Raw genomic sequence first — 20286 nt, 5'->3', positions numbered from 1 at the left:
CAGCCTAGAGGTGCGCGAGCGCGCCGGATGGCGGTGCGAGGGATCGCCCGGATTCTACCCGGACTGTCGAGCGGCCCATGGGGAGCCGCATCCTGTGACGGGGTCGAAGGTGGTGCTGACTGTCGCTCACCTCGACCACCAGCCGGAGAACAGCGGAGAACCGGGCGACCGCCCCAACCTCATGGCCATGTGCCAGCGCTGCCATCTGACATACGACGCCAAGCACCACGCTCATAACGCCGGGATCACCCGCTGGCGCAAGGCGGGGCAGCCAGACCTATTCGCCGCCAACACCCCATCTCCCACCCCGAAGGAAGACGCCGCATGACCAAGGCCAAGAACCGCCGCCAGAGGAAGGCCAGCCGTCACTACGGCAAGCCCTCGCTTCCCCGGGTTATCGGGGCGAACGACAACATCCATGCGGCGAATGACGATGACGTGGTGATCCGCGGCGTCCGGCTGGACAAGGACCGGATGAAGCTGCTTCGCCAGTCGGAGGCCAAGTCCGACTTGAGCCTGCCCTTGAGCGTCAGGCGTGACGGCGCCAAGGCGATGGCGGACCTGCAGGCGTGGGTTGACGGGGAACTGGACAAGGCCCGGCGTCAGGCTGACGACACCGAGGCCAAGGCGGTTGCGGCCCGGCACGGGGTCAAGGTCATCGCCCCGGAGAGCGACGGCCCCCTGAAGGTGACGCGGGACGGTCTGGAGACCATGGCCAGCGCCGAAGCCATCGACCGGACCCAGCATCTGGCGGGCCAGAAATACCGGGTGGACTACGAGCGCATCGACCCGGAGGGCGGACTGACCCCGCTTCCTGTCGACCAGTCCCGCAAGATCGTCCACGGCGGGGACGGCTGGGCTCAGAAGGTCCGGGAGAGCCAGGATCGCATCTGGCGCATCCACCTGATGCTCGCCGGGGTGGATTTCAGCCTATCAGCCCAGAGGGAGCCTGACAGCGGCCGGTCGGCCATGCCCACGCTTCCCGCCAATCACCCGGCCCGTCAGGCCATCTTTGCCCTTGATGAGATCGCGGGGAAGGGGAGGAACCTGCGCGACCTGTCGTCCAGCGGGTCGGTGCGCGCCCGGTTGTCGAAGGCCTTGATCGCCGGGCTGGACTGTGCGGCTATCGTGTACGAGCTGGAGTAGGTGGATGACGACGCGAAATGACCAAACACTGGCCGAGGCCGTAGACGATCTGAAACGGGCATTGGCTGACACCGCCGCGTGGCGGATGCTGGTCCGCTTCGTTGAGCGTCACCCACGAGTCTCGTTGCTGGCCTTTCCCGTGACCCTCACGGGCCTAGCCGCCTACTACGCCGTGACCGGCCACCATCTGGAAGCCGCCTTCATGGGGGGCGTGATGATCGCTTATCCGTGGATGATGAAGCGGTGACTCGGGCACCACATCTGGCGCCCGTCTTGACACCCGGACCAAAATAAGCGCACACAGGCCATGCGCGAAGCCGCGCCCAACAAAGCCCCGAGCCACCCGGCCGGGGTTTTCGCGTCTCTGGACCCGTCTATGTCTGCGCTACGGCAAAGGGCTAGCTCGGGGGAAGGGTGCGCGACACCGAACCGGAAATCACCATGCGAAAATCCCTGCTGCTCACTGGCGTGAGCCCGCGCGCGTTCTTCCCCTGGAATGACCAGCCCGACCTTGACGATTATGGGATGGGCGACGTCTGGACCCTGCGCTGACCGTGGCCAGACCCAGCAGCTACAGCGAAGACATCGCGGACGAAATCTGCGGGCTGCTGATCGAAGGGCTGAGCCTGCGGAAGATTTGCGATCGGGACGACATGCCGGACAGGCGAACTGTGATGCGGTGGCTCGACGCCCATCCAGATTTTGCCGCCAAGTGCGCGCGCGCGAGAGAGTTGCAGGCCGACCTGATGGACGACCTGATCCTCGACACAGCGGAGAAAACGACGTCGGACAACGCTGCGGCCGCGCGGGTGAAGATCGCCGCCTACCAGTGGCGGGCCGCGAAGCTCGCCCCGAAGAAGTACGGCGACGCCTCGACCCTTCGCCACACCGGTGCCGATGGCGGTCCGGTCCAGTTCGCCAACATGACGGAGGCAGAGATTGACGCTCGCCTCGCCGCTCTTGCCGGAGCATCTGTCCCGGCTTCCCCTTCCGAAGAAGCTTGAGGCCCTCGCTCTTCTGGAGCGCAAGGCCGAGCTGAAACGCCAGAGGGAGGCCGAAGAGGCGAGGGAGGCTGAACGGCTCCGGATTGAGCGGGACTTCTTCGCCATCCGCCAGCGATGCGAGACCCTGGCCGGCTTCGTGAAGGAGGCATGGCGGGTTCTGGAGCCGAACACGCCGCTGGTCTGGAACTGGCACCTCGACGCCATCTGCCAGCACCTCGAGGCGGTGACGGACGGCAGGATCAACCGGCTGGTGGTCAACGTCCCGCCCGGGTCGTCCAAGTCGATGATCGTGTCGGTGCTGTGGCCTGCGTGGGAGTGGGGGCCGCGGGGGATGCGATCCCTGCGCTACCTGACCACCTCGTTCGCAGAGGACAGCGTCAAGCGCGACACCCGGAAGCACCGGGATCTGACCCTGTCTGAGTGGTATCGGTCGCTTTGGCCGGAAGTGGTGCTGGTCCGTACCGGCGAGATGAGCTTCGCCAACGCCGACACCGGCACCCGTGAGGGAACGCCCTTCGGCTCCCTGACCGCCAAGCGCGGCGACCGGCTCATCATCGACGACCCCCATTCGACCAAGACCGCCGAGAGCGACGCCGAACGGACGGCGACGGTGCGCCAGTTCAGGGAAGGCGCGCTGAACCGCCTGAACGATCAGGAGCGGTCGGCCATCGTCGTGGTGATGCAGCGCCTGCACGAACAGGACGTCACCGGGGCGATCCTCAAGCTGGGCCTCGGCTTCGTGGTCCTGATGCTGCCGATGGAGTTCGAGCCGCAGCGGCGGTGCGTCACCTCCATCGGTTTCTCTGACCCCCGGACAGAAGACGGCGAGCTTCTCGACCCCGTCCGCTTCCCCCGCAAGGTGGTGGACGAACTCAAGGGCGGCATGGGCTCCTACGCCTACGCGGGCCAGTACCAGCAGCGCCCGGCGCCCAGAGAGGGCGGTCTGTTCAAGAGGGCATGGCTTCCCGTGGTCGACGCTCTGCCGAACGACATCGTGTCGTGGTGCAGGGCCTGGGACATCGGGGCCACCAAGGGCGGGGGCGACCCCACGGCCGGCGTCAAGGTCGGGCGCTCCAAGGACGGCGTCTTCTACGTCATGGACGTGGTCAGGGGCCAGGAAGGACCGGCGGACGTCGAGCGCACCATCCTCGCCACGGCCTCGATGGACGGAACGGGCGTCACGCTGCGGCTTCCTCAGGATCCCGGCGCTGCGGGCAAGGCCTACGCCCAGACCCTGACCAAGATGCTGGCGGGCTACCCCGTCAAGACCGTGGCCCCGACCGGCGACAAGGTCACCCGCGCCACCCCTGCGGCTGCCCAGGCCGAAGCCGGAAACGTCCGCCTCCTGCGCGGCTCATGGAACGAGGCCTTCATGGACGAGCTCTGCACCTTCCCGGCCGGCGCCCATGACGATCAGGTCGACGCCTTCGCAGACGCGGTGAACGAGCTGGCGCTTGGCTCGCGCTACAGCCTGGACAACGTCTGATGCTGTTCGTTGACCGCCTGTTCAACCTCGTCTCGTCTCTTGGGACGGCGAAGGACAAGGCCACGTCCACCCGCTACTTCGTGCAGGAGATGGACCAGCAGCAGGCGCTGGCGGCCTATCGGTCGGACTGGATCGCTCGCAAGGTCGTGGACATCCCGGCCTTCGACATGATCCGGGAGCGCCGGCACTGGCAGGCCAAGGCGCCGCAGATCGAAGCTCTGGAGGCCACGGAGGCCCGGTTGCAGGTGTGGCCGAAGCTGGCCAAGGCGCTGAAGCTGGCCCGGCTGTACGGCGGTTCGGCCATCATCCTCGGGACGGGTGACACGAACACGGCCGAGCCGCTGGACGTCAACCGCGTGGGCACGGACGGCCTGAGCTTCATCCATGTGGCCAGCCGCTACGAGATCACCGCAGGCCAGATCAACCGGGACGCAGCCTCAGAGCATTGGGGCGAGCCGGTCGACTACACGATGAACACCTCGACCGGCGCCGGGCTCAAGCTGCACCCGTCTCGGGTCATCCCCTTCATCGGGTCGGAAGTGCCGGACCTGACCTTCTCCCACGGCTGGGGCGACTCGATCCTGCAGGTGCTGGACGAGGCGGTGAAGAACGCGGGCCTCGCCGCCGGCGGGATTGCCCAGCTTCTCCAAGAGGCGAAGGTCGACGTCTTCAAGATCCCCAACTTCATGGCGAACGTCGGGGACGAGGCGTACCGGAACAAGGTGCTGGAGCGGGTCGCCCTGGCCCAGCAATCCAAGTCCATCGTCAACGGTCTGCTGATGGACGCCGAGGAAGAGTGGAACCAGAAGCAGATCAGCTTCACCCAGCTGCCGGAAGTGCTGCGGCTGTACCTCCAGATCGCGGCCGGCGCGGCAGACATCCCGGCCACCCGCCTGCTGGGTCAGTCCCCGGACGGCCTGAACGCCACGGGTGAGGGTGACCTCCGCAACTACTACGACCGCCTCGCCTCGGAACAGGAAGTCTACCTGCGGCCGCGGCTGGAGCGCCTGGACGAGGTGCTGATCCGCTCAGCCCTCGGGTCACGTCCCCCTGAAATCCATTTCGCCTTCGCCCCGCTGTGGCAGATCAGCGAGAAGGAAAAGGCGGACATCTTCAAGCTGAAGGCGGACGGCGCCCGCGCCATCGCCGGTAATGGAGGGACGTCGGAGCCCCTGATGCCGATTGAGGCCCTTTCCGACGCGCTGGTGAATTCCTTCATCGAGGACGGTTCTCTGCCGGGGCTGGAATCGGCCATCGACGAATACGGCAAGTTGTCCGAGCAGCCGGAAGACGATGCTGGACAGGAAGAAGCGGCGCTGCCGCCCATCCAGCCCGTGGAGGCGAACGATGCAGCGCCGCGCACCCTCTACGTCCAGCGCAAGCTCCTGAACGCATCAGAACTGATCGCATGGGCCAAGGCTCAGGGCTTTAAGACCACCACCCCGGCCGAGGACATGCACGTCACCGTCGCGTTTAGCCGTGTCGCGGTTGACTGGATGAAGGCCGGGGAGGCCTGGACCGGCGACAAGGACGGCAAGCTGACCGTGAACCCCGGCGGCGCCCGTCTGGTCGAGAAGCTCGGAGACAAAGGCGCGGTCGTCCTGCTGTTCAACTCGTCGGAGCTGTCGTGGCGGCACGAGGCTATCCGCCGGGATGCAGGAGCCTCGTGGGATTTCCCCGAATACCAGCCGCACGTCACCATCACCTACGCCGGCGGCGACCTCGATCTGTCCAGGGTCGAGCCGTACCGCGGCAAGCTCGTGTTCGGCCCGGAGATCTTCGAGGAGATCGACGATGACTGGACGTCTCGGCTGAAGGAAGCCTGACATGGCCGTCGACCAAGTCGCACAACTTCTCTACCGGCTCGCCCGCGATCACATGACGCGCGAGCAGATCGAGGCGGACATCGCCGAGACACGGCCTGAGGTTGCCGTCTTCGCGGACGCTGAGCGCGGACGCTGGGCCGTCGAGCAGTCCCGCCGCCTCTCCCGCGAGACCTGAGGACACCATGATGCAGTTCACGGACGCCGCGCCGATCGCGGGCGTGCGCCTGACCCGTGACGGTTACGCCGTCGCCGAGGTCCGCGCCGCTCGCACCGGGATTCAGCAGTACGCGGGGAGGGAGGTTGGACGCCCTGACCTGGCCGTCGTCAACGTCTACCGCCCGCCCGAGAGCGTGTTCTCGGCCGACAGCATGGCCAGCTACGGCTTCAAGCCGGTGACCATCAACCACCCGGCCCAAGGCGTCACGGCTGACAGCTGGAAGGACTTGGCTGTCGGCGTCGTCGGCGGGGAAGTGGTCCGCGACGGGGGCTTCGTGAAGGTTCCGCTCGCGCTGATGGACGCCGCGGCGATCAAGGCCGTTCAGGACGGCACCCGCGAGATCAGCATGGGCTACGTCTGCGACCTTGCCTTTGAAGACGGCGTGACGCCCGAGGGCGAGCCGTATCAGGCCATCCAGAAGGACATCCGGATCAATCACCTCGCGCTGGTCCCCAAGGGCCGCGCCGGACCCCATTGCCGTGTCGGAGACCAGGGCGCTCCCGAGACCGGCCAAGATCCTGCGCCCATTCACCATGGAGACCGTCACATGACGCTCAAGACCATCACCGTGGACGGCCTCCCGGTCGAAACCACGGACGCCGGCATCGCTGCGATCGAAAAGCTTCGCGGCCTGCTGAACACGGCAGACGCCGCTCTGACGTCTGCCAACACCGCCCATGCGGCCGCAATCGCCGCCAAGGACGCCGAACTGGCCAAGAAGGACGCCGTGATCGACGACCTGAAGGCCAAGGTGCTGGACGACGCCGCCATCGACGCTCTGGTCACCGACCGGGCTGACGTGATCGGCAAGGCCAAGGCCATCGACCCCAAGGTCGTGACCGATGGCAAGTCCATCGCTGAGATCAAGCGCGCCGTTCTTGGCGACGCAGCGAAGGACAAGCCCGACGCCTACGTGGACGCCGCCTTCGATATCAAGACGAAGGACGTCAAGCCCGCCGACCCGCTCCGCAAGGTCATCGCGGACGGCCAAACCGGTGGCGTTGTCGCCGCCTCCATCCGCGACGCCGCGCGCGCCGCCAGCCTGAACTAAGGGAGCCAGACCAATGGCAGTCAATCAGGACACCTACGCCGACAACTTGGCCGCCGGCTATGCGGGCATGGTCGCGAACGGCGAAACCTCCAACCGTATCTCGCGCACCTGCGAAGATTCGGGCGGCATCGGCTTCGGCGTCCCCGTCTATCGGGGCTCCGGCGATCACGGTTGCACCCGCACCCCGGGCGGCCAGTTCCTCGGCATCACCATCGCCCACGAAGCGCTGGGCCTGCTCTCCGGCCAGACGGCGGACGAGTACGCGCAGTACGACGACGTCGCGATCATGACCCAGGGCGTGATCTGGGTCACCGCCGGCGAGGCCGTCACTGACGGCGCGCAGGCCTACGACAGCGACACCGCCATCGTGGACACCTCCACCGACAACACCATCCTCACCGGGTGGTTCTTCGACACGACCGGCGCCAACGGCGCTCTGGTCAAGCTCGCCAAGCGCTAAGGGGCAACGGACATGATCATCAACTTCGCTGACGCGACCGGTGGCCTGTTCACCGACGCCGCGTCCTTCCTCGCCGCTGACGCAAGCCAGCGCGAGCTCGCCTTCCAGCGCTGGGCCACCCATGACGCCGCTCTGGCCGCTACCTTCGGGGACAAGGCCAACGAGTTCTTCGTGGACGCCCAGGTTGGCCGGGCCTTCCTGACGCCGCAGCTCTACCGGATCGAGACGCAGGTCTACATGCGCCGCTATCCGAACGCCGACCTGACCGGGATCATCCCGATCAATACGGACGGCGACATGTGGGACGTCGGGACCGTGTTCTACAGCATGGACGAGGTCGGCAAGGCCGAGTTCCTGAGCGGCAAGGGCTTCGACATGCCCTACGCCTCCACGCTGATGAACCAGAACAGCCGCGGCTTCTACCTGGCCGGCATCGGCTACGAATGGTCCACCCAGGAACTGCAGCGCGCCGCCAAGCTCGGCCGCTCGCTGTCCTCGGACAAGGCCGCCGCTGCTCGCAAGGCCGCGCAGTTCTTCAAGCGGTCGGTGGCCATGACCGGCCGCGCGCCGGGCACCGCCGCATCCGAGAAGGGCTGGACCGGCTTCGTGAACGACGCGAACGTCCCCGCCGCGAACGTGGCGGCAGACGGCACGGGTTCGGCCACGGCATGGTCCACCAAGACCCCGGACCAGATCAGCCGGGACATCTGGGCGGCCGTGAACGCGGTGGAGACCCAGACCGGGGAAACCCACACCGCGACCACGGTGGCCCTGCCGACTGCGAAGCTGCGCTACATTGAGCAGACCCGCATGTCGGACACCGGCTCGACCATCCTGGCCTATATCCGCGGCAACCGGGACGGAGGCGAGAACATCAACTTCGTGCCGATCCGCGAACTGGCCGGCGCCGGTGCTTCGACCACGGATCGCATGGTGGCCTACGACGCCTCCTCGGAGGTCGTGCAGTTCCACCTGCCGGGCGATCATGAGTTCCTGCCGCCGTTCCAGAAGTCGTCCATGACCTATGAGGTCGGCGGCATCATGAACGTCGGCGGGACTGAGGTCCGCCTGCCCAAGGCGATGACCTATCGCGACGGCATCTGAGGCAATCCGGCCCTGCGCTTCGGTGCGGGGCCGGTCCTCTTTTCAAGGAACAGGCACATGAAGTTCACCAACTACACCTCGGGTCCGAAGGGCCTGAACACGGTCAACGGCCTCGTCTATGTCGAACGGGGCCAGACCGTCGATGTTGAGATCAGCGAGGGCGAGGCCGCTTCGGCCAAGCGCACCGGCTGGTTCAGCCGCCCGAAGGCCGATGAGGTCGAGGACGACGGCGAAAAGGGCCTCGCTGACCTGAGCGTCAACGAACTGAAGGCGCTGGCCGAGTCCGAGCAGATCGACCTGGGCGACGCCACCAAGAAGGCCGACATCGTCGCGACCATCGAACTGGCCCGCGAAGCCAAGGCGGCGGGGTAACCCATGGCCGGGTACGGCACAGACGGGGCTTTCGCCACATGGGCAACGGCCAACGGCTACGCCCTGCCTGACGGCGCTCCGTCTGTCGCCGTGCTTCGCCAGCGGGGCAGCGCCTATCTGGACGCCCTGTACGGCGCCAAGGTCAACGCCCCCCGCTTCTCGGGGCAGCCGACTGGAGGGTTCGCCCAGGAGCGCGCATGGCCGCGCACCGGAGCCGAGGCCTATGGGGCGGCGATCCCCTCCGACATCGTCCCGGTCGCCATCGAACAGGCCAGCTATTTCGCGGCCTGGCATGAGGCCAACAATCCCGGAAGCCTCTCGGTGGCCACGTCCGCTTCGCGCTCGGTGAAGCGCCTCAAGGTGGACGTGATCGAGAAGGAGTTCTTTGAGGGCTCGGGCAATGCGGCCGAGGACGCCACCCTGCGCCTGACTGATGTCGAAGGGCTGGTCGCGCCGTTCCTGACGCAGCCGCTGCCCTCAATCTTTGTGGTCTGACCCGATGACCTGTGCCATGGTCCGCCCCGTGAGCGATGATCGGAAGAGCGCGCCGAAGGTGGCGATGGATCTGGCGTGTGACGCGCTGGAAGACATCATCTCAGCCGCCAAGGACATGCAGGACGTGATCGTGGCGAACGGCTCCCTCCAAGAGCGTGATCAGGCCAAGACGCGGGCGCGGGGGCATTTCGAGTCCTACATCAACCTGATGGAACAGGCCGCCGAAGCCACGAAGACGCCGGGCTCGGACTGACAAATGGCAAATCGCCGGCAGGCCCGCCGCCTCTACGAAGAGGCGCTGAACCGCTATGGGCTGGAGATTGCCGAGGCGTTCCGGGCCGCCGTGCGTGATCTGAGGGCGGGCGTCGACCTTCAGCGGGTGATCGCCGCCATCGAGCGCGGGAATATCGACGCCGCCGTCGAGGCGATGAACCTGGACCGGGCGGCGTTCGCTGATCTGGAGGCCAAGATCAGGGAGGCCTACACCACAGGTGGAGCCCTGACGGCCCAGACGGTCCCTGCTTCGGCTTCCATCGGGTTTCGGTTCAATCCGGGTGATCCGGGGGCTGAGCGGTGGCTTCGTGAGCATTCCTCGCGCCTGATCACGGGACTTGTCGAGGAACAGCGGGAGGCTGTCCGGGCCGTGCTGGTTCAGGGCCGCGCCGAGGGTGTCGGACCCCGCGCGCAGATAACCGAACTGGTCGGGCGGGTGTCTCGCGTCACCGGTCAGAGGGAAGGCGGCATCATCGGTCTGTCCCGCCCCCAGATCGACGCTCTGGCCCGCGCTCGAGCCGAACTGGCCTCGGCTGATCCGGAGGGCCTGAGGAACTACCTGACCCGGGCGCGTCGTGACCGTCGCTATGACCGGGCAGTGGCCAAGGCGCTGCGGGAGGGGACCGCCGTTCCTGCCGAGACTGCGCGGATGGCGGCCGAACGCTACGGCGCCCGCCTGCTGGCGCTGAGGGCAGAAACCATCGGAGCGACCGAAGGCCTAGCAGCGGTCAGGGCGTCGAAGCAGGAAGCCTATAATCAGCTGGTCCAGTCGGGCCGCATGGCTGAGGCGGATTTCGAGCGGGTCTGGCTGCGAACGGCGTCCAAGAGCCCGAGGGACACGCATCTGGCCATGGTGGGGCAGAGAGTGGGGCTGAACGAGCCGTTCAGGTCAGGGACCGGAGCGCTGATGATGTACCCGGGCGACGGGAGCCTCGGGGCAGGCGGGTCCGATCTCATCGGCTGCAAATGCGATTTCGCCGTAAGGATCAAGCGGAGGCCCGAATGAGCATCCTCGACGGCCTCGCTGAGGAAATGCTGGCGTCGTTTCAGGACGACTTCAAGGACGGGACGCTGCATGCCCCGGGGACGCAGACCAGCGACGGGCAGGGTGGCTGGATCGCGGGTGATCCGGTTGACCACCCCTGCAAGGTCATCGTCACCGACCCGAACGACTTCCGCCGCCTCGCCTTGGGCATCCCGGCCACGGACCGGCTGATCCTGGTGCTGGCGGCCTCGCTCACGATTGTTCCCCTGAATGGCTGGACCATCACGGCGCCGGACCCTGACGCGGGGTTCGCGGACAAGACGTTCCTCATCACGGGAAAGAAGGGCGACCCGGCGGGGGTGCTCTACAAGCTGCAGGCGCGATGATCGCGGTCTGCCTCGGTGGCGCCCTGAGCGTCTGGGACGACCTGAAAGAGGCCGAACGACTTCTAGGCGACCGGCCCCGGATCATGGTGGCCGCCAACTTCGCAGGGATCGACTATCCGGGGCATCTGGACGCCTTCTGCACCCTGCACCCGGAACTGATGGCCGCATGGCTCAGGGCGCGGGAACGGATGAGCCGCAACACCGACTGCTGGCGCTTCGTCTGGCGCGCTGAACGGGGTCTGGACGCCGAGGTCGTCAAGGAGCGGTGGCGCGGGTCGTCGGGCCTCTACATGGCGCAGGTGGCGCTGGATCAGCTTGGGGCGAAGGGCGTCATCCTCTGCGGCGTCCCGATGGAAAAGGATGCGGGTCATATCCGCGAGCCCGGACCCTGGCTGCGGACGGAGGTCTACCGGAAGGGCTTCCTCGAAGCCCGGAAGGTGATCGGGGGGCAGGTCAGAAGCCTGAGCGGGTGGACGTCCTGCCGCTTCGGAAAGCCGGACGCACAGTGGATCGCGAGGGCCTATGGCGAGAGTGACGCTGGACCTGTCGAAGCTGGACCGAATGGCGGATCGGACGGCCGAGAAGGGGCTCAGATCAGCCCTCGGTGAAGCCGAGACGATCCTGAAGGACGACATCCTGAACCGGGCAGGCACGGGCCAGCTGTACGGCAATCACCGCGCCTCGGCTCCCGGCGAGCCCCCGGCGCCGGACACGAACACGCTCCGGGCCAACACCAACGCGGACCCGACGCTGAGGCAGGACGGCGACGATCTGGTGGGCAGCGTGGTGGCCAACACCGAATACGCCGCCGCACTGGAGAAGGGGACCGAGGACATGGCCGCCCGCCCCTACCTCGGCAAGCTGAAATCCGACCACGGCCCGGCCCTGCAAAGCGCCTTCGTGAAGGGAGCGAAGACATGAAGCTGATCGTCAAGACCGTCGAGACGCCACGCGGCCCCAAGGTCATGCTCTGCGACGAAGGTGGCCAGCCGCTGCCCTGCCAGCGCGAGACGGTGACGGTGTGCGGCGTGGACCGCGTTGATGAGATCACTGTGACGTTCGTGGTCGATCGCAAGAGCGTCCTGATCGCGGCTGACTGACGTGAACTCGACCGCCACCATCTGGAGCCGCCTGACCGGGGATGCGACCCTGATCGCCGCCCTGGCCAACCACAACGGCAACCCCGCGATTTTCAACGAGAAGGCCCCTCCCGGCTTCATCTTTTCCATCGGCGTGAAGCCCTGCCTGATCATCGCCGCGCCGGCTGACGACCAAGGCGCCGAGACCTTCACCGAGAACGGCCGGGCCATCACTCAGGACGTGCGCGGCTATGCCTTCGACAACGGATCATCCGCCGCGCTGGACACCGTCATGCGCCGGGTCCGCGACCTGTTCCACAATCAGCCCCGCTCCCTGACCGTCACCGGCGGGAAAGCCATCCTCTCCCGCGTCACCGGCCCCGTCGCCAGCCCCACGTCCGAAGCGTCCGTGATCGGGCGCCGGGTGACGATCAGCCTGGAACTCCAGAACACCTGAACACGCGGCCGTGGCAGGCGGCGCGCGCTCTGAACGCCGTCAAGGCGCCCTGAACCCTGCCTGCCATTCATGGAGATCACCACATGGCCATCAAGACCAAAGGCAACGTGCAGCTGGAAGTGAACGTCGGGGGTTCGTCCCCTGATTGGGAAGTCGTCCCCGGCGTCTTCCAGAACGAAGGCGGCGGACGCACCGTCGAAGAGATCGACGCCACCGACTTCGACACCGCCGGTAATGACCGCGAGTACATCCCCGGTCTGGGCGACAACAACAACCGCACCTTCCAGATGCACTATGAGCCGGGCGACACGACCCAGGAATTCCTGCGCGACGCCAACATCGACAACTCCATCGTCGAGTTCCGCCTGACCTTCGGCGCCGAGGCCATGTCGGGCGGGGAAACCTGCACGTTCGACGCCTTCGTCCGCAACTACGGCGACCCGACCGGCCCCATCGACGGCAAGCTGACGGTGAGCTTCGAAATCCGCCAAACCGGCGCGGCGGTGTGGGCCTAACCGCGTGAGCGACGAACACCTCGGGATTGTCCGCCTGTCCATGCCGGACGGGCGGACGATTCCCCTGCGCTTCACCATCGGCCGCATGGGCCAGATGGGCCGCGATGGCATCGTGACTCGGATGCAGACGGTCATCGAAGGGCTTCCCGGCGACGGACAGGCCCTTGCCGAACTGCTGGACCTGACCTCGGGCGGGGAGATCAAGGCCAAGGACGTGCTGGAGGGTGAACAGCCCCCGCTGGATTTGGCGATCTTCGCCCTGAACGAAGCATGGGCGCTCTACCGCTTCGGCCCTGCCAGACAGCCGGAAGGCGAGGGTAGTGCAAACCCTCTGATCCGCCTGTGGACGCGGTTGAAGACGCTCTGCAGGCGGGTTTTCGCGCGGGGCTGAGCGCAGCCCAAACCCTCGACACGACCCTCTACCTGCTGCGCCTCGCCTGTCGCGGCGCCATGCAGCGTGAGCTTGGGCACGGCTGGTGGGCCGAGCGGTTCGCCCGTGAGCGGACCCTGCACCCACAAGCCCACTACACCGACGATCAGCCCGAAGCCGAAGTGAACCAGGCCGAAGCTCTGCGGAACTGGATCAAGGCCAACGACCGCCGCTTCAAGCGCGAGAAACGACGGAAGGGAGGCGCCGATGGCTGACGTGATCGGCTCCGCTGAGTTCGAACTACGGGCGTCCCGTCGCCAACTGGCGCGCGATGTCCAGAACGCCGAGCGGGATCTGAAATCGTCGGTTCAGCGCACAGAGCGGGACTACGCCCGGGGCGGACAGAACGCATCTCGGGCGTGGGCGCGCGGCCAGCGGGACATGGTGCGGGAGACGCGCCGGGCCGAGGGTGAGATCAGGGCATCGTCGGGCCGCATCTCTGCCGCCATCACGGCTGCGGCCGGCGCTCTGATCGGGGGCGTCACCGTTCAGGCGGGCATCCAGCTTTCGGACGCCTACACCCGGTTCGCCAACTCGCTGCGGGTGGCGGGCGTTGAGGGTGCGGCCTTCGCTGCGGTTCAGGACCGTCTGTCGCAAGCCGCGATCCGCAACGGGGCTGATCTGGAGAGCCTGGGCCAGCTGTATGGCCGGGCGTCTCAAGCGGCGGCTGAGCTTGGGGCTTCGCAGGGAGACCTGCTGCGGTTCACCGATGGAGTGTCAGCGGCCATCCGCATTCAGGGCGGGGATGCCGCCTCGGCTTCGGGGGCGTTGCTCCAGCTTTCGCAGGCCCTGGCTTCTGGGACCGTCCGGGCTGAAGAGTTCAACAGCGTCAACGAGGGCGCGCGGCCCATTCTGGAGGCCGTGGCCAACGGGTCCGATCGCTTCGGCGGTTCGGTCGCTAAGCTCCGTGAGGAAGTGCTGAACGGCACAGTCACGTCGCGCGATTTTTTCGACGCCTTCCTGCGCGGCTCCGGCGAACTGGAAACCCGCGCCGCGAAGGCCCCTCTCACGGTCGCGGCGGGCTATACCAACCTCCGCACGGCCCTGACCCTGTATGCCGGGGAGAGCGGCGTAGCGAAGGGCGCTACCGAGGCGCTGGGCGCGGCCCTGACCGGCGTGGCGGAAAATCTCGACATCCTGATCCCGTCGCTCGCGGCTATCACCGTGGGTGCGGGAACGGCCTATGTCGGCGGGGCGATTGCGGCGGCCGGGGCGACGACCATCTGGACCACGGCGGTTCGTGGCCTGAACGTCGCCCTGCTGACGATCTCGCGCCATCCGATCATCGCGGCCCTGACCGTCATTGCGGCGGGCCTGACCTTCGTGGCGGTGCGCGGGCGAGAGGCGTCCGGCAGCATTCAGGACCTGACGAACCGCATCAACGAGAACGCGCGCGCTGCGGGCACTCTTGCGGAAGAAACCAATCGCCTCGGCGGCGACATGGACGCGACTGCGGCATGGGCGGCCAACCTGACCGGCGAAGTGGACAAGCTGGCTGACGCCCACTGGCGCGCCGCTGCCGCCGCCAAGGCGCAGGCCATCGAGACGCGCCGCCTTCGTCTTCTGGAGGCGACAGATCAGCTCAACGCCGCTCGCGAGAGTTTCGCCGGCCGCCAACGGCGTGAGGCCCGCATCGCGCGCGGTCCAATCGAGCCCGGCTCCCGCGCCGCCACCGCTGGAATGGCCGCCATGGGGATCGATCCCCAACAGGTCGCCAATCAGGCCGTGCTGCAATCGCCGGAATACCGCGCTCTCACGGCGGCCACCCGAAACGTCATCATCCAGACCAACGAGCTTCGCGGCGAGATGGCGCGGACGCTGGAAACCTACGTCCCGGCCAGAACAGGGGGAGGTGGGGGTGGCGGCGGATCGGGAGCCGCGGCGGGGGCGGCGGGTCCGACCGCTGCTGAGATGCAGGCCCAGGCCGAAGCCATGGCGATGCTGGACAGGCTGGCCGTTGCGGTCGACGCGGTTGAAAGCCATCGCCTTGCGACCCTAGAGGCCATCAACCTTGCGATGGAAGAAGGGGAGCGGGCTGCGGAAAGGCGCAATGCGCTGGCGGCGATGGCCTTGTCGGATCAGATCGAACTGGCCCGCCTGTCGGGCGACCAAGGCCTGCTTCGTGAACTTCTGAGGGAAGAGGAAATCCGGCGCCGCATCGTGGACCTGATGCGGTTGACCCCGGGCCTGACGGAGGAAGCCGCCCGCGCCCAAGCGACGCGCACAGCGGACCTTCGTGATGCTGCCGCCCGCCAAGGCCAGATGCAGGATGACGCGCGTCATGCGGCGCGGACCATCGTGGATGTTCTGCGCTCCGACGACATCTGGGACGAGGCAGGGCGGCGGTTCCGGGACGCTGCCTTCGACAATCTGGAAGACCTTTTCGCCAGCCTGCTTTCTGGAGGCTTCGGCGGCGGCAAGGGTGGCGGCGGGGGCTGGGTTGCCGCCATCGGATCGGCCCTGTTCGGCGGCGGTCGCCAGTTCGGCGGCTCCGTCAGCGCTGGCCGTGCTTATCGCGTGGGGGAGGCGGGCGCTGAGACGTTCGTGCCGGCCAGTGACGGCTACATCGTGCCGAACGCGGCGGGAAGTGGGAGCCACCAGCCCCGACCGATCCCTGTGAGGGTCATGGTGGAGTCCAACGACGAGAAACTTCGGGTCTTCGTCCTCGATGCGGCGAGCCCGATGGTGCAGGCGTCAGAACGTCGCGCTGTCCAGACCTCGCTTCGTGCCACGTCGAAGTCGGCACCAGCCATGCAAAGCCGAATGCGGAGGCTGGGCACCCCCTGATGATTACCTGGCCCTTCACGACGCTCACACCCTATGAGGAGCGCTGGTCCCTTGATGGGGTGGCCTTGACCGGCGGCCCTTCGGTTTCCGGGCTCAACCGCTTCGCCCGGACAGATGGGGGCGGATTCTGGACGTGTCAGCAGAAGTTCTTCTTTCACAGCCCTGCCCAGATCAAGGCGGCGCGGGCGATTGAGGCGCAACTGGACGGCGGGGCGACGTCCATCATCATCCCGGCGTTCGAGCGGCCCTTCGCGCCCTATCCGAATGGGTATTCCTCCCATCTGGTCCCGCACAGCGACGGGACGCCGTTCAGTGACGACACGCTTTATGAGGGCGGGCTGATCGACGTGACGCTTGCCGAGGCGGCAGCGCTTCGAGCGACAAGCCTGCCGTTGACCGTCACAGCGGCTGCATCCCTTGAGGGCGGCGAGCGGTTCAGCATCGTCCACCCGGTGCTCGGCAAGCGGCTCTACACGGTCGCCAGCGTCGGGGAGGCGGTGGACGGGGTGCAGGCCATAACCTGCCGCCCGCCCCTGCGTGAGGCCGCTACGGCGGGCACAGAGCTGGACTTCGACAAGCCAGGCTGCGTCATGCGGTTGGCCAATGCGCGAGAGTTCCTGAGCGCCCTGAACGTGGCTCGGCACATGACCTGCGAGTCCGTTTGGGTGGAGTCCTTCGATGCTTCCTGAACAGGCGGCGGTGATGTCGGCGCTTGAGGCGCCGCGCTACGCCCTGCTGGTTCGACTGGAGACGACGGACGCTGTGTTCCGGCTGTGGACGGGGGTAGGCGGCTACGCCACGGCGGCCGGGGATGAACTGGACCCCGAGGGGGCGACCTTCACCGGGATCGGCATCATCGGTGATGTGCCGGCCCTTCGCCAGTTGATCGGCGGGACGGCTGAGCGGGTAAACTTCTCGCTGGACAGCCTGACGGATGCGCTGCTGTCCCTTGCGGATGAAGACGCGGCGACGGTCAAGGGTGCGCTGGTCAACGTCGGGATCGTGTTCTTCGACGGTGATTGGCAGGACGTGGCCCCGGTGGCGTGGCTGTGGGACGGAACGGCGGATGTGCCCTCTGTGCAGAAAGACGGCCTGAGCCGCGCCGTTTCGCTTTCCGTGGGCACGGCCTTTGTCGATCGGACCAGGGCGCCGTTCGCCTATCTGACGGACCAGGATCAGCGCCGTCGGTCAAGCGACGACCGCTTTTGTGAGCTGACCGCGATCTACAACATCGAGTCCACGATCAAGTTCCCGAGCTGATGCTGGATCAGTTTCTGGAGGACGCGGCGGCCCGGAGCTTTCGGGACGGCGAGTGGGATTGCCAGCTTTTCCCGGCGGAGTGGGTGCGGCGGGTCACGGGTCTGGACCCGGCGGCGGAATGGCGTGGGCGATACCGCACCGTTCTGGGCCGTGAGCGCATTCTGAAGCGCGAGGGCGGCCCCCTGGCGGTGATGACTCGGGGTGCGGAGTCCGTCGGGCTCCAGAGAACGAACGACCCGAGGCGCGGCGACGTGGGCCTGATCCGGGTGGCCGGGCGCCACTACGGAGCCGTGTGCCTCGGCGCGCGATGGGCCGTGGTGGATGCGATGCGCGGCCTTGCCGTGACTAAGCCGGACGCAGTGCTGAGGGCGTGGGAGGTGGCATGGCAGACGGGTTCATAACGGCCGCCGCCAGTGCGGTGGCGAACTGGTTCAGCGGCGCCGTTTATTCCGGCTTGACGCAGGTGGGGGTTTCCGCCGCAACCGCCTCCACTGTCAGCATGTATGCCGCGTCGATCTCTGGCGCCTTGACGGTCGGCGGCATCTACGCGGGTCTCACCCTTGCCGCGGTGCCCAGCATCCCGAAGCCGGAAGCCGGGCGCCGGCCAATCCGGCAGGCCCGCCCGTCGCGCATCTATGGCGTAGGCGGCTATTGCCGCGTGTCCGGGGCCTACATGCACCGGGAGACGGCCAACAACAAACTGGGCGTCGTGCTGGCCCTGATGGAAGGCCCGGCTGAATTCTCAGGCCAGTACTACCTCAACGACGACGCGGTGACCCTGACCGGCGGATTCGTCGACGAGGGCGACGACGGCCGGTATCGCGGCGACCTGGTGCAGATCCAGACGCGGACGGGCCTGGCGACCGAAACCGCCTATGCGCCGATGATCACGGCGTTCCCCGACACCTGGACCTCGGCGCACCGGGGCGACGGCATCTCCAGCCTGATGATGCTGGCGACGCACACCAAGCGCGAAAAGTTCAACATCGAGTATCCGAACGGCGAGCCTATCCCATCGGCCGTTCAGCGGGCCAGGTGCTACGACTGGCGCGACCCGGCGCAGGACCGCGAAGACCCGACCACGTGGGAGGCCTCGACCAACCCCATCGTCTGGCTGGTGCACTGTGAATGGGCGCGCTTCGGCCGGTCATGGTCGCGCTGTATCGAGCCGGTTCTGGACGCCCTCACGGTAGAGGCCGACTACTGCGACGATGTGGTGGCCAAGGTGGGCGGGACCGAGCCCCGCTATCAGTGCGCGGGATGGTATCCAGCGGACATCGAGCCAGACGCGGTGCGGCAGGCCCTGCTGGCGTCATGCGACGGCTGGATGACCGCGGACGGCCGGGGGCGGCTGGTGATCAAGTCCGGGCGGTACGAGGCCCCGACGTTCACCATCACCGGCGAGCACATCGAGGGCTATCTGTGGCGCGCCGGGCGCGAGGCCGAAGAGGACGTCAACGAGCTGGTGGTCAGCTTCACCTCGGCCGCCCACGACTATTCGGAAATCCACTGTGACCCGTGGCGCGACGAGGACGCCATCACGGCGGCGGGCAAGGTCTATTCGCAGAACCTGGAGCTGACGTGGGTTCCCTCTTTCAGTCAGGCCCGCCGTCTGGCCAAGCGCAAGATGAGCCGGTTGCAGGCCCTTCGCTCGGGTCAGGTCAGGACGGGCATCTACGGCCTGAATGGTCTGGGCCAGCGCTATATCCGCATCCAGAACCCGGACCTGTCCTCCATGTCGGACGTGGTGTGCGAGGTCACGAATGTGGAGATCGACTTCCCCTCGGGGCAGGTGATCTTCGACATCATCCAGGCTGACCCGAACATCGACGCATGGAACCCGGCGACTGAGGAAGGGGCTGAGCCTGTCGTTGGGGAGCGCCCCGCGCCGGAAGCCCTGTCAGCCCCGACCATCGAGGGCGTCACGCCGTTCTTCGAGGCGGGTCAGACCCGGCTGGAGATCGAGACCACGGGGCCGAACCGCACTGATCTGGACTGGTTCTGGCGCTGGCGGGTGACCGGGACCACCACATGGGCCGAGGGCGCGGCCACGGACGTGACGGGCACGGGGGAGGTCACCTTTGCAACCGGCTTCGTCGCGGCGGAGGCGTCTATCGACGTTCAGGTGGCCTATATCACCGGGGGCGGCAGTCAGTCGCCGTGGTCTGATACGACGGTTACGGACGGCCAGCCGGTGGAAGACCCGGCGCAGGAAGCGCTGGACGCCTATCTGGACGCCATGACGGTGCAACCGAGCCCGACGCGGGCCGGGCGATACTACGACCTCATCAAGGCCCTGATGGACGCGGGCGTATGGGCGAAGGAACGCTGGATCCAGATCGCCGCCGCCCATGACGCACAGGCCGGCCTGATCAACCTGAAAGACCCGACCGAACTCGCCACGGCGGTCGCCAGCCCGACGTTCACGGCCAGCGGGGGCTATCAGGGCAACGGCTCCACCTCGTATCTGGAGACGGGCTTCGACCCCTCAGACGGCGACAGCCTGTTCACCCTGAACGACGCGCACATGGGTGTCTGGTGTCTGACCGAAGGGCAGGAAGCGGCCCCGATCTGCGGCAACACCCAATCGCGCATCGTCCCGCGCAACACGTCCGACGCCATCGTGACGCGGGCCAACACCTCGGAATCGGACGCGGTCGCCACGGCTTCGGCCCTTGGACACACAGCGTGGGTTCGCACGGACAGCGGGAACACCCGGACCTTCCGCAATGGCGTGATGGTGGAAGCGGAAACCAGCACGTCGGTCGCGTTCATCGCAAACGAAACCTTCCGCATCGGCGGGTCCGACAACACCGGCACGGACAGCTTCTCGAACAAGCAGGTCGCCGTGTTCCACTTCGGCGCGGCCCTGACTGACGGCGAAATGGCGGCGCTGCATGCCGCCCTGAACGACTACCTGACCGCAGTCGGCGCGGTCTGATCCTTCTCTGAC

Annotated in this window: 28 protein-coding genes; all 28 read left to right on the top strand. The window is 67.0% G+C overall.

All coding sequences use genetic code 11. From position 1 onward, the window contains the following. Window positions 1–94: 94 nt before the first annotated feature. The 28 genes from V7702_RS02930 to V7702_RS02795 all read left to right on the top strand — a co-directional run bounded on the left by V7702_RS02930 (window position 95) and on the right by V7702_RS02795 (window position 20274). Window positions 95–328: a hypothetical protein gene (locus V7702_RS02930; RefSeq protein ID WP_335648647.1), complete on the top strand. Its 234-nt coding sequence runs from the start codon at window positions 95–97 to the stop codon at window positions 326–328. Continuing rightward, the gene (locus V7702_RS02925; protein ID WP_335648646.1) at window positions 325–1146 is read left to right on the top strand and encodes a hypothetical protein; all 822 of its coding nucleotides are present in this window, start codon (window positions 325–327) and stop codon (window positions 1144–1146) included. Before V7702_RS02930 ends, V7702_RS02925 begins: the two co-directional genes overlap by 4 nt. Before the next feature lie 4 nt (window positions 1147–1150). Continuing rightward, window positions 1151–1393, top strand: coding sequence for a hypothetical protein (locus tag V7702_RS02920; RefSeq protein WP_335648645.1), 243 nt, complete (start codon window positions 1151–1153; stop codon window positions 1391–1393). A gap of 167 nt (window positions 1394–1560) precedes the next feature. Continuing rightward, window positions 1561–1698 carry a hypothetical protein gene (locus V7702_RS02915; RefSeq protein ID WP_335648644.1) on the top strand — a complete coding sequence of 46 codons (138 nt, stop codon included), beginning with the start codon at window positions 1561–1563 and terminating at the stop codon, window positions 1696–1698. 2 nt (window positions 1699–1700) lie between these two features. Next, the gene (locus V7702_RS02910) at window positions 1701–2150 is read left to right on the top strand and encodes a hypothetical protein (protein ID WP_335648643.1); all 450 of its coding nucleotides are present in this window, start codon (window positions 1701–1703) and stop codon (window positions 2148–2150) included. Continuing rightward, window positions 2086–3636, top strand: coding sequence for a phage terminase large subunit (gene terL / locus V7702_RS02905; protein ID WP_335648642.1), 1551 nt, complete (start codon window positions 2086–2088; stop codon window positions 3634–3636). The genes V7702_RS02910 and terL overlap by 65 nt, the downstream gene beginning before the upstream one ends. Then, window positions 3636–5462: an anti-CBASS protein Acb1 family protein gene (locus tag V7702_RS02900; RefSeq protein ID WP_335648641.1), complete on the top strand. Its 1827-nt coding sequence runs from the start codon at window positions 3636–3638 to the stop codon at window positions 5460–5462. Before terL ends, V7702_RS02900 begins: the two co-directional genes overlap by 1 nt. Before the next feature lies 1 nt (window position 5463). Continuing rightward, window positions 5464–5637: a hypothetical protein gene (locus V7702_RS02895; RefSeq protein WP_335648640.1), complete on the top strand. Its 174-nt coding sequence runs from the start codon at window positions 5464–5466 to the stop codon at window positions 5635–5637. A 7-nt stretch (window positions 5638–5644) separates the two neighbouring features. Continuing rightward, window positions 5645–6730 carry a DUF2213 domain-containing protein gene (locus V7702_RS02890; protein ID WP_335648639.1) on the top strand — a complete coding sequence of 362 codons (1086 nt, stop codon included), beginning with the start codon at window positions 5645–5647 and terminating at the stop codon, window positions 6728–6730. A 13-nt stretch (window positions 6731–6743) separates the two neighbouring features. Continuing rightward, the gene (locus V7702_RS02885; protein WP_335648638.1) at window positions 6744–7190 is read left to right on the top strand and encodes a structural cement protein Gp24; all 447 of its coding nucleotides are present in this window, start codon (window positions 6744–6746) and stop codon (window positions 7188–7190) included. Between the two features lie 12 nt (window positions 7191–7202). After that, window positions 7203–8294, top strand: a complete 1092-nt coding sequence (locus tag V7702_RS02880) for a DUF2184 domain-containing protein (RefSeq protein ID WP_335648637.1) — start codon at window positions 7203–7205, stop codon at window positions 8292–8294. A gap of 57 nt (window positions 8295–8351) precedes the next feature. Then, on the top strand, window positions 8352–8666 hold the full coding sequence (locus V7702_RS02875) for a hypothetical protein (RefSeq protein WP_335648636.1): 315 nt from the start codon (window positions 8352–8354) through the stop codon (window positions 8664–8666). A gap of 3 nt (window positions 8667–8669) precedes the next feature. Then, window positions 8670–9161 carry a DnaT-like ssDNA-binding protein gene (locus V7702_RS02870; RefSeq protein ID WP_335648635.1) on the top strand — a complete coding sequence of 164 codons (492 nt, stop codon included), beginning with the start codon at window positions 8670–8672 and terminating at the stop codon, window positions 9159–9161. Between the two features lie 58 nt (window positions 9162–9219). After that, window positions 9220–9414, top strand: a complete 195-nt coding sequence (locus tag V7702_RS02865; protein WP_335648634.1) for a hypothetical protein — start codon at window positions 9220–9222, stop codon at window positions 9412–9414. Window positions 9415–9417: 3 nt separating this feature from the next. After that, window positions 9418–10440 (top strand): hypothetical protein, encoded by a 1023-nt coding sequence (locus V7702_RS02860; protein ID WP_335648633.1) that lies wholly within the window; start codon window positions 9418–9420, stop codon window positions 10438–10440. Beyond that, complete coding sequence (locus tag V7702_RS02855) at window positions 10437–10805, top strand: hypothetical protein (protein WP_335648632.1); 369 nt, start codon at window positions 10437–10439, stop codon at window positions 10803–10805. Before V7702_RS02860 ends, V7702_RS02855 begins: the two co-directional genes overlap by 4 nt. Then, the gene (locus tag V7702_RS02850; RefSeq protein ID WP_335648631.1) at window positions 10802–11413 is read left to right on the top strand and encodes a hypothetical protein; all 612 of its coding nucleotides are present in this window, start codon (window positions 10802–10804) and stop codon (window positions 11411–11413) included. The genes V7702_RS02855 and V7702_RS02850 overlap by 4 nt, the downstream gene beginning before the upstream one ends. Further along, on the top strand, window positions 11367–11726 hold the full coding sequence (locus V7702_RS02845) for a hypothetical protein (RefSeq protein WP_335648630.1): 360 nt from the start codon (window positions 11367–11369) through the stop codon (window positions 11724–11726). Before V7702_RS02850 ends, V7702_RS02845 begins: the two co-directional genes overlap by 47 nt. After that, window positions 11723–11905 (top strand): hypothetical protein, encoded by a 183-nt coding sequence (locus V7702_RS02840; RefSeq protein WP_335648629.1) that lies wholly within the window; start codon window positions 11723–11725, stop codon window positions 11903–11905. Before V7702_RS02845 ends, V7702_RS02840 begins: the two co-directional genes overlap by 4 nt. Window position 11906: 1 nt before the next feature. Then, window positions 11907–12341 (top strand): hypothetical protein, encoded by a 435-nt coding sequence (locus V7702_RS02835; RefSeq protein ID WP_335648628.1) that lies wholly within the window; start codon window positions 11907–11909, stop codon window positions 12339–12341. An 83-nt stretch (window positions 12342–12424) separates the two neighbouring features. Beyond that, a complete protein-coding gene (locus tag V7702_RS02830) occupies window positions 12425–12856 on the top strand; it encodes a phage tail tube protein (protein ID WP_335648627.1) in 432 nt (143 codons plus the stop codon). 4 nt (window positions 12857–12860) lie between these two features. Further along, the gene (locus tag V7702_RS02825) at window positions 12861–13247 is read left to right on the top strand and encodes a hypothetical protein (protein ID WP_335648626.1); all 387 of its coding nucleotides are present in this window, start codon (window positions 12861–12863) and stop codon (window positions 13245–13247) included. After that, window positions 13199–13501, top strand: coding sequence for a hypothetical protein (locus V7702_RS02820; protein ID WP_335648625.1), 303 nt, complete (start codon window positions 13199–13201; stop codon window positions 13499–13501). The genes V7702_RS02825 and V7702_RS02820 overlap by 49 nt, the downstream gene beginning before the upstream one ends. Continuing rightward, window positions 13494–16073, top strand: coding sequence for a tape measure protein (locus V7702_RS02815; protein WP_335648624.1), 2580 nt, complete (start codon window positions 13494–13496; stop codon window positions 16071–16073). The genes V7702_RS02820 and V7702_RS02815 overlap by 8 nt, the downstream gene beginning before the upstream one ends. Then, window positions 16073–16762 carry a hypothetical protein gene (locus V7702_RS02810; protein WP_335648623.1) on the top strand — a complete coding sequence of 230 codons (690 nt, stop codon included), beginning with the start codon at window positions 16073–16075 and terminating at the stop codon, window positions 16760–16762. The genes V7702_RS02815 and V7702_RS02810 overlap by 1 nt, the downstream gene beginning before the upstream one ends. Continuing rightward, complete coding sequence (locus V7702_RS02805) at window positions 16752–17333, top strand: hypothetical protein (RefSeq protein ID WP_335648622.1); 582 nt, start codon at window positions 16752–16754, stop codon at window positions 17331–17333. Before V7702_RS02810 ends, V7702_RS02805 begins: the two co-directional genes overlap by 11 nt. Further along, a complete protein-coding gene (locus V7702_RS02800; RefSeq protein WP_335648621.1) occupies window positions 17333–17734 on the top strand; it encodes a DUF6950 family protein in 402 nt (133 codons plus the stop codon). Before V7702_RS02805 ends, V7702_RS02800 begins: the two co-directional genes overlap by 1 nt. Further along, window positions 17716–20274 carry a hypothetical protein gene (locus V7702_RS02795; protein ID WP_335648620.1) on the top strand — a complete coding sequence of 853 codons (2559 nt, stop codon included), beginning with the start codon at window positions 17716–17718 and terminating at the stop codon, window positions 20272–20274. The genes V7702_RS02800 and V7702_RS02795 overlap by 19 nt, the downstream gene beginning before the upstream one ends. Window positions 20275–20286: the final 12 nt, after the last annotated feature.

The organism is Phenylobacterium sp. (assembly GCF_036963605.1).
Taxonomy (GTDB): domain Bacteria; phylum Pseudomonadota; class Alphaproteobacteria; order Caulobacterales; family Caulobacteraceae; genus Phenylobacterium.
Note: the sequence above shows the minus strand (reverse complement) of the source record. Positions and strands in the feature narration are given on the sequence as shown.

Excerpts from the sequence above, each read along its gene's own strand:
- V7702_RS02925 (WP_335648646.1), top strand. The coding sequence starts at position 325 with ATGACCAAGGCCAAGAACCGCCGCCAGAGGAAGGCCAGCCGTCACTAC.
- V7702_RS02920 (WP_335648645.1), top strand. The coding sequence starts at position 1,151 with ATGACGACGCGAAATGACCAAACACTGGCCGAGGCCGTAGACGATCTG.
- V7702_RS02900 (WP_335648641.1), top strand. The coding sequence starts at position 3,636 with ATGCTGTTCGTTGACCGCCTGTTCAACCTCGTCTCGTCTCTTGGGACG.
- V7702_RS02895 (WP_335648640.1), top strand. The coding sequence starts at position 5,464 with ATGGCCGTCGACCAAGTCGCACAACTTCTCTACCGGCTCGCCCGCGAT.
- V7702_RS02890 (WP_335648639.1), top strand. The coding sequence starts at position 5,645 with ATGATGCAGTTCACGGACGCCGCGCCGATCGCGGGCGTGCGCCTGACC.
- V7702_RS02885 (WP_335648638.1), top strand. The coding sequence starts at position 6,744 with ATGGCAGTCAATCAGGACACCTACGCCGACAACTTGGCCGCCGGCTAT.
- V7702_RS02880 (WP_335648637.1), top strand. The coding sequence starts at position 7,203 with ATGATCATCAACTTCGCTGACGCGACCGGTGGCCTGTTCACCGACGCC.
- V7702_RS02875 (WP_335648636.1), top strand. The coding sequence starts at position 8,352 with ATGAAGTTCACCAACTACACCTCGGGTCCGAAGGGCCTGAACACGGTC.
- V7702_RS02870 (WP_335648635.1), top strand. The coding sequence starts at position 8,670 with ATGGCCGGGTACGGCACAGACGGGGCTTTCGCCACATGGGCAACGGCC.
- V7702_RS02860 (WP_335648633.1), top strand. The coding sequence starts at position 9,418 with ATGGCAAATCGCCGGCAGGCCCGCCGCCTCTACGAAGAGGCGCTGAAC.
- V7702_RS02855 (WP_335648632.1), top strand. The coding sequence starts at position 10,437 with ATGAGCATCCTCGACGGCCTCGCTGAGGAAATGCTGGCGTCGTTTCAG.
- V7702_RS02850 (WP_335648631.1), top strand. The coding sequence starts at position 10,802 with ATGATCGCGGTCTGCCTCGGTGGCGCCCTGAGCGTCTGGGACGACCTG.
- V7702_RS02845 (WP_335648630.1), top strand. The coding sequence starts at position 11,367 with ATGGCGGATCGGACGGCCGAGAAGGGGCTCAGATCAGCCCTCGGTGAA.
- V7702_RS02840 (WP_335648629.1), top strand. The coding sequence starts at position 11,723 with ATGAAGCTGATCGTCAAGACCGTCGAGACGCCACGCGGCCCCAAGGTC.
- V7702_RS02830 (WP_335648627.1), top strand. The coding sequence starts at position 12,425 with ATGGCCATCAAGACCAAAGGCAACGTGCAGCTGGAAGTGAACGTCGGG.
- V7702_RS02815 (WP_335648624.1), top strand. The coding sequence starts at position 13,494 with ATGGCTGACGTGATCGGCTCCGCTGAGTTCGAACTACGGGCGTCCCGT.
- V7702_RS02810 (WP_335648623.1), top strand. The coding sequence starts at position 16,073 with ATGATTACCTGGCCCTTCACGACGCTCACACCCTATGAGGAGCGCTGG.
- V7702_RS02805 (WP_335648622.1), top strand. The coding sequence starts at position 16,752 with ATGCTTCCTGAACAGGCGGCGGTGATGTCGGCGCTTGAGGCGCCGCGC.
- V7702_RS02800 (WP_335648621.1), top strand. The coding sequence starts at position 17,333 with ATGCTGGATCAGTTTCTGGAGGACGCGGCGGCCCGGAGCTTTCGGGAC.
- V7702_RS02795 (WP_335648620.1), top strand. The coding sequence starts at position 17,716 with ATGGCAGACGGGTTCATAACGGCCGCCGCCAGTGCGGTGGCGAACTGG.